The 12899-nt window shown below is 65.6% G+C and carries 16 protein-coding genes; 6 read left to right on the top strand and 10 right to left on the bottom strand.

From position 1 onward, the window contains the following. Positions 1-58: 58 nt before the first annotated feature. Both ACNJYA_RS16375 and ACNJYA_RS16370 read right to left on the bottom strand, forming a co-directional pair. Entirely contained in the window at positions 59-550 is a 492-nt protein-coding gene (locus tag ACNJYA_RS16375) for an SRPBCC family protein (protein ID WP_172783272.1), read from the bottom strand. Positions 551-552: 2 nt separating this feature from the next. Next, on the bottom strand, positions 553-939 hold the full coding sequence (locus ACNJYA_RS16370) for an ArsR/SmtB family transcription factor (RefSeq protein ID WP_439403244.1): 387 nt from the start codon (positions 937-939) through the stop codon (positions 553-555). A gap of 275 nt (positions 940-1214) precedes the next feature. Between ACNJYA_RS16370 and ACNJYA_RS16365 the strand changes: the two genes are divergently transcribed. Then, positions 1215-2270 (top strand): serine hydrolase, encoded by a 1056-nt coding sequence (locus ACNJYA_RS16365; protein WP_172783270.1) that lies wholly within the window; start codon positions 1215-1217, stop codon positions 2268-2270. A 10-nt stretch (positions 2271-2280) separates the two neighbouring features. Here ACNJYA_RS16365 and ACNJYA_RS16360 read toward each other — a convergent pair whose 3' ends face one another. Next, positions 2281-2985 carry an SDR family oxidoreductase gene (locus ACNJYA_RS16360; protein ID WP_172783269.1) on the bottom strand — a complete coding sequence of 235 codons (705 nt, stop codon included), beginning with the start codon at positions 2983-2985 and terminating at the stop codon, positions 2281-2283. A gap of 115 nt (positions 2986-3100) precedes the next feature. On the opposite strand from ACNJYA_RS16360, the gene ACNJYA_RS16355 reads away from it, so the two are divergent. Continuing rightward, complete coding sequence (locus tag ACNJYA_RS16355) at positions 3101-3943, top strand: GNAT family N-acetyltransferase (RefSeq protein WP_439403243.1); 843 nt, start codon at positions 3101-3103, stop codon at positions 3941-3943. Between the two features lies 1 nt (position 3944). Here the strand turns inward: ACNJYA_RS16355 and ACNJYA_RS16350 are convergent, their stop codons facing one another. The 7 genes from ACNJYA_RS16350 to ACNJYA_RS16320 form a co-directional block, all read right to left on the bottom strand. Further along, the gene (locus tag ACNJYA_RS16350; protein WP_212254991.1) at positions 3945-4394 is read right to left on the bottom strand and encodes a hypothetical protein; all 450 of its coding nucleotides are present in this window, start codon (positions 4392-4394) and stop codon (positions 3945-3947) included. A 175-nt stretch (positions 4395-4569) separates the two neighbouring features. Then, positions 4570-4851 carry a hypothetical protein gene (locus tag ACNJYA_RS16345; RefSeq protein ID WP_439403242.1) on the bottom strand — a complete coding sequence of 94 codons (282 nt, stop codon included), beginning with the start codon at positions 4849-4851 and terminating at the stop codon, positions 4570-4572. 12 nt (positions 4852-4863) lie between these two features. Then, positions 4864-5325 (bottom strand): curlin, encoded by a 462-nt coding sequence (locus ACNJYA_RS16340; protein WP_439403241.1) that lies wholly within the window; start codon positions 5323-5325, stop codon positions 4864-4866. A gap of 45 nt (positions 5326-5370) precedes the next feature. Continuing rightward, positions 5371-5781: a curlin gene (locus tag ACNJYA_RS16335; RefSeq protein WP_439403240.1), complete on the bottom strand. Its 411-nt coding sequence runs from the start codon at positions 5779-5781 to the stop codon at positions 5371-5373. Positions 5782-5807: 26 nt separating this feature from the next. Further along, the gene (locus tag ACNJYA_RS16330) at positions 5808-6200 is read right to left on the bottom strand and encodes a curlin (RefSeq protein WP_260379686.1); all 393 of its coding nucleotides are present in this window, start codon (positions 6198-6200) and stop codon (positions 5808-5810) included. A gap of 116 nt (positions 6201-6316) precedes the next feature. Further along, entirely contained in the window at positions 6317-6718 is a 402-nt protein-coding gene (locus ACNJYA_RS16325) for a curlin subunit CsgB (RefSeq protein WP_439366885.1), read from the bottom strand. Positions 6719-6852: 134 nt separating this feature from the next. Beyond that, positions 6853-7494: a response regulator transcription factor gene (locus tag ACNJYA_RS16320; protein ID WP_212254988.1), complete on the bottom strand. Its 642-nt coding sequence runs from the start codon at positions 7492-7494 to the stop codon at positions 6853-6855. Between the two features lie 585 nt (positions 7495-8079). Here ACNJYA_RS16320 and ACNJYA_RS16315 point away from each other — a divergent pair. The 4 genes from ACNJYA_RS16315 to ACNJYA_RS16300 are packed head-to-tail and all read left to right on the top strand — an operon-like array spanning position 8080 to position 11799. Continuing rightward, a complete protein-coding gene (locus ACNJYA_RS16315) occupies positions 8080-9504 on the top strand; it encodes an efflux RND transporter periplasmic adaptor subunit (RefSeq protein WP_439403239.1) in 1425 nt (474 codons plus the stop codon). Beyond that, the gene (locus tag ACNJYA_RS16310) at positions 9501-10223 is read left to right on the top strand and encodes an ABC transporter ATP-binding protein (RefSeq protein WP_212254986.1); all 723 of its coding nucleotides are present in this window, start codon (positions 9501-9503) and stop codon (positions 10221-10223) included. Before ACNJYA_RS16315 ends, ACNJYA_RS16310 begins: the two co-directional genes overlap by 4 nt. After that, positions 10220-11443 carry an ABC transporter permease gene (locus ACNJYA_RS16305; RefSeq protein ID WP_212254985.1) on the top strand — a complete coding sequence of 408 codons (1224 nt, stop codon included), beginning with the start codon at positions 10220-10222 and terminating at the stop codon, positions 11441-11443. The genes ACNJYA_RS16310 and ACNJYA_RS16305 overlap by 4 nt, the downstream gene beginning before the upstream one ends. Before the next feature lie 38 nt (positions 11444-11481). Next, the gene (locus ACNJYA_RS16300) at positions 11482-11799 is read left to right on the top strand and encodes a response regulator transcription factor (protein ID WP_172783257.1); all 318 of its coding nucleotides are present in this window, start codon (positions 11482-11484) and stop codon (positions 11797-11799) included. The last annotated feature ends 1100 nt before the right edge of the window (positions 11800-12899 follow it).

The raw sequence follows: 12899 nt of genomic DNA, 5'->3' as shown, positions 1-12899 counted from the left end.
CTGGTCATCCGTCGTTCGGGATGATGCGATACATCGATGCCCGAACAATCGCCTCGTATCACCGCTTCATCCCCGCCACATAAGCCGCCAGCTTGTCGAGCGTCTGGTAGCCGTATTCGACGGCGCCGAAGCCGATCATGCCGTCACGCTGCTCGGCGCTCGAGGCCAGTTGCCGCATCATCAGCACGGTCTTGCCGTTGCTCTGCTCGGCAAACGTGACGGTGAAGCGGAACATGCCGGGATCGTCATCCTGGTCGAGGCCGTGATCCATCTCCATCAGCGACGGCCGCTCGATGCGGCGGAAGCGCATCCGGTTCGGATAGACCGTGCCGTCGGGCCCGATCATGTTGAAGCGCCAGACGCCGCCGACACGCACGTCGATCTCGAAGGTCTCGACCTTGAATCCCTTCGGGCCGAACCATTGCGGCAGATGCTTCGGGTCGGACCATGCCTCGAACACCAGATCGCGCGGCGCGTCGATCACGCGCGACATCACGATCTCGCGGTCGAGCGACCATTGCGACAGAGCGGGGTTGGCAGAACTCGTCATTGTCAGGAACCTTTCCGTTTGGTTGTTTTGGACGGCCGCTTGGCGGCCGCCCTTTCCTTCTCTTTCTTGAGTTTCATCACATAGGCCTCGAACCGGTCGAGCCGCGCCTCCCAGACCGCGCGCTGCTGCTGGAACCAATCCTCGGCGCCGACAAGCGCGTCCGCGCTGAGACGGCAGGTGCGCACGCGCCCCGATTTCTCGGACTGAACGAGCCCGCTCGTTTCCAGCACATGGATGTGCTTCATGAAGCTCGGCAGCGCCATGTCGAAGGGACCGGCGAGCTCGCCGACCGACGCCTCGCCCGCGCACAGCCGCATCACGATGGCCCGCCGCGTCGGGTCGGCGAGCGCTGCGAAGATCTGGTCGAGATGGGGCAATTGGTTAGCCATGAAGCTAACTATACACCCGGGATCGCGGACGTCAACAATTGTTAGCCTGATGGCTCAGTTTCGTTGATCGATGGGAACCCACAACGCGCAATTGTGAATTGGGACCTCGCCCCCTCCTCGCTAAACCATATCCGGGGGCGCATCAGCATGATCGATCAGAGCACGTGCCGCCTTTTGTCATCTCATCCCCGATCACCCGGCGAAGCATTGCCCGCGCCGCATTCATTCCGGTTGGGATGGCGCTTTGCCCGCGCCGCGCCTCCGCGGATTCGGACATGATCGCGCAGATGCGCGACATCGTCGCCGGCGCGCTGGCGCCGACCGCGATGCCGGACCATGCGGGCGGCCTCGCCGCCGCGCTCTATGCCGGCCGCCATGTCGAGTTCTTCAGCTACGGATTCGCCGACGATGCCGCCAGGCGGCCGGTGACGCCCGATACGCTGTTCAACCTCGCCTCATTGCGAAAGCCATTCGAGGCCACGCTCGTGGCGCTCGGCGTGCTGCGCGGCGAGCTGCGGCTCGACGATCATCTGCCGAAATATCTGCCCGAGCTGACCGGCAGCTACATCCGCAACGTAACTGTTGGCGAGTTGGCGACGCACAGGTCGGGGCTGCTGCTCCCGACCGATCATCCGCCATGGCCGAACGAAGAGTTTACGCGCGAGCAGTTCATCGCGATGCTGAACGCCTTCGAGCCGGCGCCCGGCGTCGCACCCGGCCGGCAACGCGTCTACACCCATGCCGGCTACGTGCTGCTTCAGCTCGTGCTCGAGCGCCGCTACGGCATGCCGATCCAAGCGCTGATCGAGCACCGCATTCTCCGCCCCCTCGTCATGCACTCAACTTTCGTCCCCGAGCGCGGCCCGGACAATCGCGCCATCTTGGACGAGGCGGCGATACAGCGCGTGGTCCAGGGCTATTCCGACCAGGGCACGGCAATCGGCCCGATCGGCAACCAGCAGAGCTATTTCGACTTTCCCGGCACCGGGCAGATGTTCTCCTCGGCGCGCGACCTCGCGACGTTCGTCGCCGCCTGCGTCGACGGCCGCGCGATCGATCCGCATTTGCGCGAAGCCCTGCGGCTGACGCAGCGCGAGGCCTTCCATGTCGATGAAAAATTCGGCCAAGGCATGGCCTGGGAGACCGTGCGCCTCCCAGGTGTCACCATCGTCGACAAGCCCGGCGGGCTCAACAACGCCTCCGGCTATATCGGCCTGGTGCCGGCGCGGCGGATCGGCATCGTCCTGCTGGCCAATCGCGGCGAATATCCGCACGAGATCGCCCGCTACAAGATCCTGCCGGAACTGGCGCGGCTGATAGCCTCACATTGAGACGGCCGCCTCAGACCGAGCGCATCAGCCCGCCATCGACGCGGATGTTCTGGCCGGTGATGTAGGCGGCGCCGTCGGAGGCCAGGAACGAGATCGTCGCCGCGATCTCCTCGACCTTGCCGTAGCGCTTCATCGGCACGCTGTCGCGTCGCGCGTCCTGCTGCGGCAGGCTGTCGATCCAGCCCGGCAGCACGTTGTTCATGCGGACATTGTCGGCCGCGTAAGTGTCGGTGAAGATCTTGGTGAAGGCGGCGAGCCCTGCGCGGAACACCGCCGAGGTCGGGAACATCGCGCTGGGCTCGAACGCCCAGGCGGTCGAGATGTTGATGATGGCGCCGCCCTTCTGCGCCTGCATCAGCGGCGTGACCAGCCGGGTCGGACGGATCACGTTCAGGAGATAAGTGTCGAGGCCGGTGTGCCACTGCTCGTCGGTGATCTCGGTGATGGGGGCACGCGGCCCATGCCCGGCGCTGTTGACGAGCACGTCGATCCGCCCCCACTTCGCCATCGCGGCCTCGACGAGGCGCTTCAGGTCGTCGTTCGACTGGTTCGAGCCGGTGACGCCGATCCCGCCGAGCTCGGCCGCCAGCGCCTCGCCCTTGCCCGAGGACGACAGGATCGCAACGCGAAACCCGTCCGCCGCCAGCCGCCGCGCAGCCCCCGCCCCCATGCCGCTGCCGCCGGCGGTAACGAGCGCAACCTTCTCCGCTGCCATGACCGATGATCCCTTCAGTTGAGGCGAGCCGCAGGCTCGGCCTATCATGAGGCCTTCTACAGCCAGACCTGTCGGCAGGTCCATGGCCCAAGGCATCCAACACGAGCGGCTTGAAATGAGTGATCTGCAGATCCGCAATTTGCGGCCCGACGAAATCGCCCTCGCCGTCGACTGGGCCGCGGCGGAGGGCTGGAATCCGGGGCTGGCGGATGCCGCCTGCTTTGCGATCCCCGATCGCCAAAGCTTCTTCGTCGGCGAGATCGACGATGAGCCGGTCGCGACCGTCTCCTGCGTCAATTACGACGACCGCTTCGCCTTCCTGGGCTTCTATATCGTGCGCGAGCGCTTTCGCGGCGCCGGCCATGGCCTGCGCATCTGGAACGCAGCGATCGCGCATGCGGGCGCGCGCGTGATCGGCCTCGACGGCGTGGTGGCGCAGCAGGAGAATTACAAGAAGTCGGGATTCCAGCTCGCCTACGCCAACATCCGCTATGGCGGCACTGTTGCGGGATCCGCGAAGCCGCCGGCCGATGTCGTTGCGCTCGACAAGGTCCCGTTTGCGCTGGTGGACGCCGATGACGCGACCGTCTTCCCCGCCGCGCGCAGCGCCTTCCTGCGCGCCTGGATCAACACACGAGGTCACGTCGGCCGCGCGTTGCTGCGCGACGGCAGGCTCGCCGCATGGGGCGTGATCCGTCCCTGCCGGACGGGCTACAAGATCGGCCCGCTCGTCGCCGACGACCGCACAGCCGCGGATCAAGTCGTGCAGGCCCTGCTCGGAAGCGCGGGCGCGGGCGAGGTCTTCCTCGACGTCCCCGCCATCAATTCCGCCGCAATCGCGCTCGCCGAGGAGCTCGGCCTGAAGCCGGCGTTCGAGACGGCGCGGATGTACACCGGGCCGATCCCGCCGCTGCGGCTCGACCGCGTCTTCGGCGTGACCAGCTTCGAGCTGGGTTAACTCAATAGCAGCGCATGATGTTGACGGTGTGCTCGCTGCCGCCGCGGCCGGGCACCGTCACCTGCTCCGTCGGGCAGCTCGGCACATAGGGCCGATCGGACGGCACGACGTTCGGCGGATAACGATGCGTCCAATCCCAGGGCACATCATAGGTGTAGGTGTAGCGAACATCGGCGGAGAGCGACTGGTTCATATCGGCGAAGGGCTGGCTGTAGCCGGCGCCGTCGTAGAAGTATCCGCCGCCGCCCGGCCAGTAGACCCAGGGCGCGCTGCGGCGGTGGAACCGGGCGCCCGGCCCCACGTGCGGACGGGCCGCGTGCGGCGGGGCGGCTGCTGCTGCAACGCCTGGCGCCGCGGCGCCAGCGGGTCTGGAAAAACTGTCAGCGGAGCTCAGCAGCAGCATAGCGGCGCTGAGCGAGGCGACCAACGCCCCATGTGATCTGGCAATCATGATACGCACCACACTGGTTTGGCTTTGCGAAAGCAGCTCCCCGCGGGGAGGCTAGGCCGGGCCGTCGCCCACCCGCAAACGTATAATTAATTATTGGTTAAGGCACGCGATTAGCCGGGAACCGGGTGCGGCAGAACGCCCGGAATTCCCGTCTGATTTCAGCGACTTCGTCCCGTCAGCGGCCCTGCTGCTTGCGCAGCCAGTCGAGCATGTCCTGCGGGCTTGCGCTGCCCTGTGTCACGATCGCGGTATTGCCGCCGCTGCGGCGATAGACCGTCGTGCGCCCGGGCTCCTTCTCGATCTTGACCTCGGCCTCTGCCGGATCACCGCTCTGCGTGATGACCGAGGTGCCGTTCTCGTCCTGGACCACTGTGGTATGACCGTCGCTGGCCCCGGCCGGCGCCATTGCAACCACGCTCATGAACCCCAGTCCGGATACGATCAGAAGCAGCTTCATGTCACACCTCCATCATCGGCCGAACTGGAAGATCGCCAGCCAGTTGAAACGCCCGAACTGCCTCACCGCTCCCGTGTTCATGTCTCCGATCTGGAGCAGGAGCGCGTTGGTCGAATTGCCGATCTGGGTGATCTCGGCGGTGTTGGTCACCCCGGATTGACCGATCGCCGCATTGGTGGTGCCGCCGACCTGGATCACATTGGCATAGTTGCGCGTGCCGTTCTGGATGATGGTCGCGTCCACCGTGCCGGTCCCGCCGACCTGGATCACCCGCGCGATGTTGATGCGGCTGTTCTCCTCGATCGTGACAGGCTGAACATTGTCGCCGAACTGCACGACCGTTTCGATGCTGACGTTCCGGTTGGTCACGCTGCGCTGGACGGTCCCGGCGCACGCCTGCGTCGCCGCACCGATGGCGGCGAGCATTGCCGCCAGGGCCAAAGCCCGCCTCAGCACCTGACTGCCGCCTCGCATCGCGCTTCCCCGTTGGTTGTCGACACTGACGAGATCGCTCGCGCGTCAGGGGCCGGTCTGGACGATGGTCGAGGCGTTGACGGTGCCGAACTGCGCCACCGTGCCCGCATTCATCGTGCCGAGCTGGGATATCAGGCTGGTCGCCGACTGGCCGGCCTGGCCGACATAGGCGAAGTTGTTGACCCCGGCCTGCCCGATCGATGCGGAACTCGTTCCGCCGAACTGCAGGACGCCCGTGGCGTTGTTGCTGCCGTTCTGCGTCACGGTCGCGCTGGTCGTGCCTCCGATCATGAACACGCCCGCCATGTTGAGCTGGCTGTTCTGGTTCAGCACGACGGGCGGTCCGCCGACCGAGACGATGGTCTTGATGTCGGCCGTTTGTGCTGTCGCCGAAAGGGCGCTGGCCAGGAACAGAGCGAGCGTTGCGGCACACGCGCCGCCCAGATGACGTTTCATGACATGCCTCACCACTTCGAATCTGCTCACGGCGCCTGCTGGAGAACAGTCGATCCGTTCAGGATCCCGAGCTGTCCGACTCCGGCGGTGTTGTTCGCGCCGATCTGGCCTATCAGGCTCGAATTGGCGCCGCCGACCTGGCCGGTCAGTGCGGTATTGGTTGCGGTCGCAGTGGTGCCGCCCTGCCCGATCACCGCGGTGTTGACCGTGAGCAGCGAGCCCGTCTGCAAGGTGGTCGCGGTATTGGTGGCGCCGAACTGCAGCGTCGTGGCGCTGTTGCTGGTGCCGCCGCTCTGCGAAATGAACGAAGTGTTGGTCGTGCCGAATTGCAGCACGCTGGCCGAGTTGCCGGCCCGGGCATCGGCTGCCGTCAGTGCAGCGAATGCCGCAACCGTTGCAATGAAATAGGTGATCCGCATGTCATGTCCTCCGCGAGAATGAGCGAGCGTCGCAATTGATCGCCCTGCCCGGGTGCGGTCCCGGAATGGCCCGGACGCACCGATCTGGGTGCGTCCGGCCCAAACGAACCGTGGCTTCAGTGCGCCGTCTGCGAGACGGTGCTGCCGTTGATGCCGAATGCACTGATCTGGCCGACGGCGGCGGCGTTGTTCTGAAGCGCGGCGGGCCCGAACGAGTTCTGGGTGATCGAGCTGCCGTTGTTGCCGAACGCCACCTGGCCGGTGGCCGCCGAGTTCTGCACGCCGACCTGGTTCACCGTGCTGCCGTTGTTGAGCGAGGCCGCGCTGGTGCCCTGCATCGTCGTCGCACTGTTGATGATGCCGAGCTGGCTGGTCGAGGACGTGTCGTTGGTGAGGCCCTGCTGCGAAACGCTCGAAGTATTCACGACGCCGACCTGCACCGTGGTGGAGGTGTTGGCGGCCTGAGCCGCGGAGGACAGAGCGAGCACGGCAACGGATGCAAAAAACAATTTACGCATGGAGTATCCCTTTCTGGCCAAGTTGTCTGACTAGTTTCGGATGCCTTCCCGGAAAAGAGGCCGACATCGTAGGGATGACTCTGAACCGATCCTGGCCTGCGTGACAGACTGCAGTTCATGCTAGTCGCTCCGGACTAGACGCTGCGTGTCGTCTCCGCTTCGCGCCCCATGCTGTCGACCAGCCGCACCACTTCGATCGGCGTACGCAGCTCCAGCTTTCGCATCATCCTGGTGCGATGGACCTTCGCCGTCACTTCGCTCACGCCAAGTCTTGCTGCGATCTGCTTGGCGACGAGCCCTTCGGCCATCAGCAGCATGATCTCGCGCTCTCTCGCCGTCAGCATCTCGACGCGCTGGCGGGCTTCACGCACGCTGTCTTCGCGTTGCAGCCGCCTGCGGTCGCGCTCGATGCCGTGCCTGATGGCATCGAGGATCTCCTGCTCGCGAAAGGGCTTGGGCAGAAACTCCACCGCGCCGCGCTTCATCGCCTCGACCGAGACGCGGACGTCGGAGTAGCCGCTGATGAAGACGATCGGAATTGACACGCCCATCTCGGCCAGCCGGCGCTGCAGCTCGAGCCCGGTCGGCGACGTGCCGGGAAACCGCACGTCGAGCACGAGGCATGACGGCCCGGGCGAAACGGTCTCGGCGAGAAACTCTTCGGTCGAGGCGAACAGCTTGACCTGATGCCCGGTCTCCTCGCAGAGACTTCCGATCGCGGCTCGAATCTGGGCTTCGTCGTCAACGACGTAAACTGTGGCTTGATCTGAACTCATGGGGCTCCCCGGCTTGGGGCTCGATGAAAAGGCAACGAGCTATCCATTCTTCTTGCAAGCGAGATCAAGGTGCTTGGATGATTCGCGCAGATCGAGCGAAGCGCGTCGGTCCGCCGGTTCGAAGTCATAGGGCCAACACGCGCCGGAGACGAGTGAAGGCATTCACATATCGGGCTTCGTGATGGGAGGGCTTCGATCTTGTCGCCGGCGGCATCGCGGCGGGACGATTTGGAGAATGCGGCAATGCTGCGTCGTCGGATCGCCGGCTGCGTCATGGCATCGCCACCCACGTGCCGACTAGCACGCCTGCTGCTGGCCGCTCTGGCCGGACCAGACGGGACGTTCAGTCAGCTTATCGAGTTCGATACCGCGCGCCTCGTATCGATACGCTCGGTATGCATCCCGATCAAATCACGAAAAGTAGCACCCCACCTGCTTTACTACTGGATGACGAGGCGCACCCGACCGTCAGCCCGGCGAGGACGACATACTGACATTCGATACGACTTTCCATACTTTACAACCATAGCGAGCGTGCCACTTTTTCCCGATTCCCCGAAGTCATTTCAATCGGCGAGTTTTGATATGCGATTTGTGCCAGCATTTGCCTTGCTCGGAGCTGCGTGCGGCCTCGCTGCGATCTACGCCGGGCCGGGCATGATTGCCGGCGCCGCCGGGAGCGCGGCAGACACGGCGGCTCGCGCCTATGACCAGACCAGGCGGCTGCTGATCCCCTCCACCCGCGAGGTTCCGACCTTCGGGTCGGACGCACCCATGTTCCGCTATGCCTCGATCCAGCGCGGCAGCGTCGAGCAGACCGTCACCGTCACCGGCGCCCTGCAGCCGGTCAAGACGATCGAGGTGGGCTCCCAACTGTCGGGGCAGCTCGCCCGTGTTTATGTCGACTTCAACGACCCCGTCGCCAAGGATCAGCCGCTCGCTCTGATCGATCCGCGCAGCTTTGCAGCCAAGGTCGACGAGGCCAGGGCGTCGCTGGCCGTCGCCAATGCCCTGGTCGACATCGCCAGGGCCAAGCTCGATCGCGCCAGGATCGATCTGCAGAACGCGAGGGGCAGCCGCGACGTGCTCGCGGCCAAGCTCGAGAGCGCGCAGGCGGTGAAGTCCTCGGCTCAGAAGACGCTGCAGCGGAAGCTGGCGCTGCAATCGCAGAACGTGGTGGCGACCACGGCGGTCGACGACGCGCAGACCGAGTTCACCGCGCGCCTCGCCCAGGAACGTGAAGCCGAGATCCTGATGTCCCTCAACTCCTTTTCGGTGGAGGGCGCGCAGGCCGACGTCCGCCGCATCGAGGCGGAGCTGCAGCAGGCTCGCATGGCGGTGCCGGAGAAAGCCGCCGTTCTCGCCGCGGCCCAGGCCGATCTCGACCGCACCGTGATCCGTTCGCCGATCGACGGCGTCGTGGTCGGCCGGTTCGTCAACGAGGGGCAGACGCTCGCGGTCGGACTGGAAGCACGCACCACCTTCATGGTGGCGCACCGCCTGGAGGACATGGAGATTCACGCGCAGGTCGATGAAGCCGACATCGGCCGCATCGCGCCCGGGCAGCACGCGCATTTCACCGTCGACGCCTACCCGGACCGCCGCTTCGAGGCGGTGGTGCGCCAGGTGCGCAAGGCGCCGCAGACCCAGCAGCACGTCGTCACCTACACCGTGGTGCTTGCGACCGCCAATCTCGACGGCGCGCTGCTGCCGGGAATGACCGCCCTGGTGAAGATCGTCATCGAACGCCAGGACGACGTGCTGAAAGTGCCGCTCGCAGCGCTGCGGTTCCAGCCGGCCGGCACACGGCCGGACACCGCGGCACGTAGCGGCGTGTGGGTGCGCACCGCCGGCGGCGCGCTGCAGCGGGTGGCGGTGACGGTCGGCGCCGCCGGCACCGAGCAGGTCGCGCTCCGGAGCGGAGATCTCGTCGAGGGCAGCGAGGTCGCCGTCGGCCAGGCCATCCGTCCGGCCGGCATGGAAATTCTCGGCATCAGGTTCGGATCATGACCGCCTCGCCCCTCATCAGCCTCCAGTCGGTCAGCAGGACCTATCGCACCGAGGGCGTCGCGGTGGCGGCGGTGCGCAATGTCAGCTTCGATATCGCGCAAGGCGAGATCGTCGCGGTGATGGGGCCGTCCGGCTCCGGCAAGTCGACGCTGATGAACATGATCGGATTGCTCGACCTGCCGAGCGAGGGCGCGGTCTATCTCCAAGGCGCCAACGTCGCCGATCTCACGGAAGATCGCCGGTCGTCCCTGCGCGCCCGCAGCATCGGCTTCGTGTTCCAATCCTACAATCTGCTCGCGCGCCACGATGCCATCGAGAACGTCGCACTGCCGCTGGTCTATTGCGGCATCGCGCGCAAGGAACGGCTGGCGCGCGCGGAAGCGAGTCTTCAGGCCGTCGGCATGCTGCACCGGGCCCATCACTTCCCGCGGCAGCTCTCCGGCGGCGAGCAGCAGCGCGTCGCGATCGCGCGCGCACTGATCGCCTCCCCGCTGATCGTGCTCGCCGACGAGCCGACCGGCGCGCTCGACAGCCGCACCGGTGCCGAGATTCTCTCCCTGTTCGCCGCGCTCAACCGGACCGGCCAGACCATCGTCATGATCACCCACGATCCCGGCATCGCGACCCAGTGCCGGCGCACGATCCACCTGCATGACGGTGAGCTCGTCAGCGACGAAACGGTGGCGGAGCTGCTGCCGAGACGGAGCGCTGCGTCATGACGATACTCCAGGGCTTTCAGATCGCGTTGCACGCCCTTCGCCTCAATCCGCTGCGCAGCTTCCTCACCATGCTCGGCATCGTGATCGGGGTCGCCTCGATCGTGACGGTGTTCGCGATCGGCGCCGGCGCGCAGCTACGTCTGCAGGAGCAGATCCGTTCGATCGGCGCCAACGTGCTGATGATCACCCCCGGCGCGGTCTATCAGGGCGGCGTGCGTCTCAAGGACGGCAGCAAGCTGACGATGACCGAGAGCGACGTGCAGGCCATTCTCGAGCAGATCCCGGAAATCCAGGCCGCGGCCGGCTCCATCGCCGGGACGGCGCAGGTCATCCACGAGGGCAAGAACTGGAACACGACGATCAACGGCACGACCACCGGCCACTTCATGGTGCGCGACTGGCAGCTCGCGGCCGGGCGCTATTTCTCCGCCACCGAGGAAGCCGGCGCCGGCAAGGTCGTGATCCTCGGAAGCACGGTCGCGCGCGAGCTGTTCGCACCCGGCGACGATCCCATCGGCGCGCAGATCAGGATCATGAAGGTCCCGCTCGAGGTGGTCGGCGTGCTCGACCGCAAGGGACCCGCTCAGGACGACGTCGCCTTCGTGCCGCTCACCACGGCCAAGCTGCGCTTCCTCGGCAGCGCCAGCAACATCAACCGCGACTCGGTCGCCTACATCATCGCCAAGGTGGCCGCAGACGGTCAGATGGCGGGCGCGCGAGCGGAGATCGAGAACCTGCTGCGGCAGCGCCACCGCATCCCCGCCGGCCAGGACGACGACTTCAAGGTCCAGGATCCCGCCGCCGCCATGGAGGCGCAGCAGGGCGCGATCCGCACCGTCGCGTTGCTGCTCGTCGCCATCGCCTCGGTCTCGCTGCTCGTCGGCGGCATCAGCATCATGAACGTCATGATCGTGTCGGTCACCGAGCGCACCCGGGAGATCGGCATCCGCCGGGCGCTCGGCGGGCGGATGCGCGACATCCGTCTGCAGTTTCTCTGCGAAGCGCTCGTCCTCTGCCTGCTCGGCGGTGCCATCGGCGTCGCCGGCGGCATCACGCTCTCGATGACGGTCGCCCGCATGGCCGGGTGGGTTACCTCGATCGACGGCCAGGCGATCGGCCTGTCTCTCGTCTTCTCGATCGCGACCGGCCTCGTCTTTGGTTTTTATCCAGCTCACAAGGCGTCCAAGCTGAGTCCGATCGAGGCGCTCAAGACGGAGTGAGAGATGCCGGGATGTTCGCAAAGGCCAGGGAGGCAGCCATGAGCTCGGATCCGAAAGATTTGATCGCGCCGACACCGCGCGAACGAGAGCTGATGACGCTGATCGCGCGGGGGATGCAGAACAAGAACATCGCCTACGAGCTCAACATCTCGGAGAACACGGTGCGGGCGCACATCGGCAACATCATGCGCAAGTACCGGCTTCAGAACAGAACGCAGATCGCGATCGCCTTTGCCCTGCACACCGCGCCGTCGTCGCTCCGCCGCGATCTCGCCAAGACAGAGCTCTTTCCGGCCGCGACGAAGCCGGCGCAGGCCCTTGCACCCAATCCACGGGCGCAGACCGCGCCGGATTGAATGGTTGCGGCCACAATCCCTTGCGCTGCCCGACGGGCAAAACACCCGATTCATGGGTCAATGCATTCGGTCGAAAATATTCCGCTTTACCGAAATTCGGAAACCGCGTATGTGTCGCGCAACCCGGCCCAAGGAAGAGGGGCGGATCGCGATCGTCACGAACGCGGGCCGGGGGGCGGTGGACGCGAGCCACATCGGCGCGAAAAGCTTCGCAGGGCGGAGAGCCGTGAGCGAAGACCTCGTGCCAACGACGGGTGCGGTTCGCGTACGGCAAAATCGTGTGGTCCTGACGCCCGGGGTCTGTGCGTCAAGTCTTGTGGTGATGTGGTTGCCCGACCGGGCGATGCGCATCAGCCATCCGCAAGGCGACGGGGGCAATAGTGCATCGCTCCCCGGGGAGAGCGCGACATAAGCCGTAAAACCACTGCGCAGGGAAGGCCGGATGTTTGGCTTCACCTGTATGCCGCTGTGCAAATTCTTGTTGCCACCTTTCGCACAGTGGACCGTGGGTGCCCGGCCGGCACCCGGTCTTCCCTGCGCCCTCTTTCAATTGAGGGTGAGACGACGAGCAAAGCTCGGGCGAAATGCGCCGCGAGGATGCGAAGCTGTGTCTGCGACGACACACTCGCTGTCATCGCCCGGTTTAACCGGGCGGTCCAGTACTCCGAGACAGTTATGGCTCAATCGATAGGCCGCGTCGTACTGGATTCCCCGCCTTCGCGGGGAATGACAGTAGCATTTGGAAAGCGATTTTCCTGCCACACCCCGTCATTGCGAGCGCAGCGAAGCAATCCAGAGTCTCTCCGCGGATGCATTCCTGGATTGCTTCGCTGCGCTCGCAATGACGATGTTGAGGCAGGTGTGCGCCAAAACTCCCGCTCGCGTGCCCCGGACCAGCGCAGCGCCTCCCCGGCGATGCGAAGCATCGTCCGGTGCGGCGGTGCGCTGCAGAGCCGGGGCCCATGCAGCAGCGAGCGACGTCGCCTGCTGGGTCCCGGCTCTGCGCCGCATCGCTTGCGCGCTGCGTCGCGTCCGGGACACGAGCGTACCACTCCCCCTCCCCAGCCCTCCTGCATGGCGGCCACGGCCCTTGTAACAAA

It is taken from the genome of Bradyrhizobium sp. BLXBL-01 (assembly GCF_051853025.1).
In the GTDB taxonomy this organism is placed as follows: Bacteria; Pseudomonadota; Alphaproteobacteria; order Rhizobiales; family Xanthobacteraceae; genus Bradyrhizobium.
Note: the sequence above shows the minus strand (reverse complement) of the source record. Positions and strands in the feature narration are given on the sequence as shown.

Coding starts and splice junctions, on each gene's coding strand:
- ACNJYA_RS16365 (WP_172783270.1), top strand. CDS start 1,215: ATGATCGCGCAGATGCGCGACATCGTCGCCGGCGCGCTGGCGCCGACC.
- ACNJYA_RS16360 (WP_172783269.1), bottom strand. CDS start 2,985: ATGGCAGCGGAGAAGGTTGCGCTCGTTACCGCCGGCGGCAGCGGCATG.
- ACNJYA_RS16345 (WP_439403242.1), bottom strand. CDS start 4,851: ATGAAGCTGCTTCTGATCGTATCCGGACTGGGGTTCATGAGCGTGGTT.
- ACNJYA_RS16315 (WP_439403239.1), top strand. CDS start 8,080: ATGCGATTTGTGCCAGCATTTGCCTTGCTCGGAGCTGCGTGCGGCCTC.
- ACNJYA_RS16375 (WP_172783272.1), bottom strand. CDS start 550: ATGACGAGTTCTGCCAACCCCGCTCTGTCGCAATGGTCGCTCGACCGC.
- ACNJYA_RS16350 (WP_212254991.1), bottom strand. CDS start 4,394: ATGATTGCCAGATCACATGGGGCGTTGGTCGCCTCGCTCAGCGCCGCT.
- ACNJYA_RS16330 (WP_260379686.1), bottom strand. CDS start 6,200: ATGCGGATCACCTATTTCATTGCAACGGTTGCGGCATTCGCTGCACTG.
- ACNJYA_RS16320 (WP_212254988.1), bottom strand. CDS start 7,494: ATGAGTTCAGATCAAGCCACAGTTTACGTCGTTGACGACGAAGCCCAG.
- ACNJYA_RS16355 (WP_439403243.1), top strand. CDS start 3,101: ATGAGTGATCTGCAGATCCGCAATTTGCGGCCCGACGAAATCGCCCTC.
- ACNJYA_RS16300 (WP_172783257.1), top strand. CDS start 11,482: ATGAGCTCGGATCCGAAAGATTTGATCGCGCCGACACCGCGCGAACGA.
- ACNJYA_RS16370 (WP_439403244.1), bottom strand. CDS start 939: ATGGCTAACCAATTGCCCCATCTCGACCAGATCTTCGCAGCGCTCGCC.
- ACNJYA_RS16340 (WP_439403241.1), bottom strand. CDS start 5,325: ATGCGAGGCGGCAGTCAGGTGCTGAGGCGGGCTTTGGCCCTGGCGGCA.
- ACNJYA_RS16335 (WP_439403240.1), bottom strand. CDS start 5,781: ATGAAACGTCATCTGGGCGGCGCGTGTGCCGCAACGCTCGCTCTGTTC.
- ACNJYA_RS16325 (WP_439366885.1), bottom strand. CDS start 6,718: ATGCGTAAATTGTTTTTTGCATCCGTTGCCGTGCTCGCTCTGTCCTCC.
- ACNJYA_RS16305 (WP_212254985.1), top strand. CDS start 10,220: ATGACGATACTCCAGGGCTTTCAGATCGCGTTGCACGCCCTTCGCCTC.
- ACNJYA_RS16310 (WP_212254986.1), top strand. CDS start 9,501: ATGACCGCCTCGCCCCTCATCAGCCTCCAGTCGGTCAGCAGGACCTAT.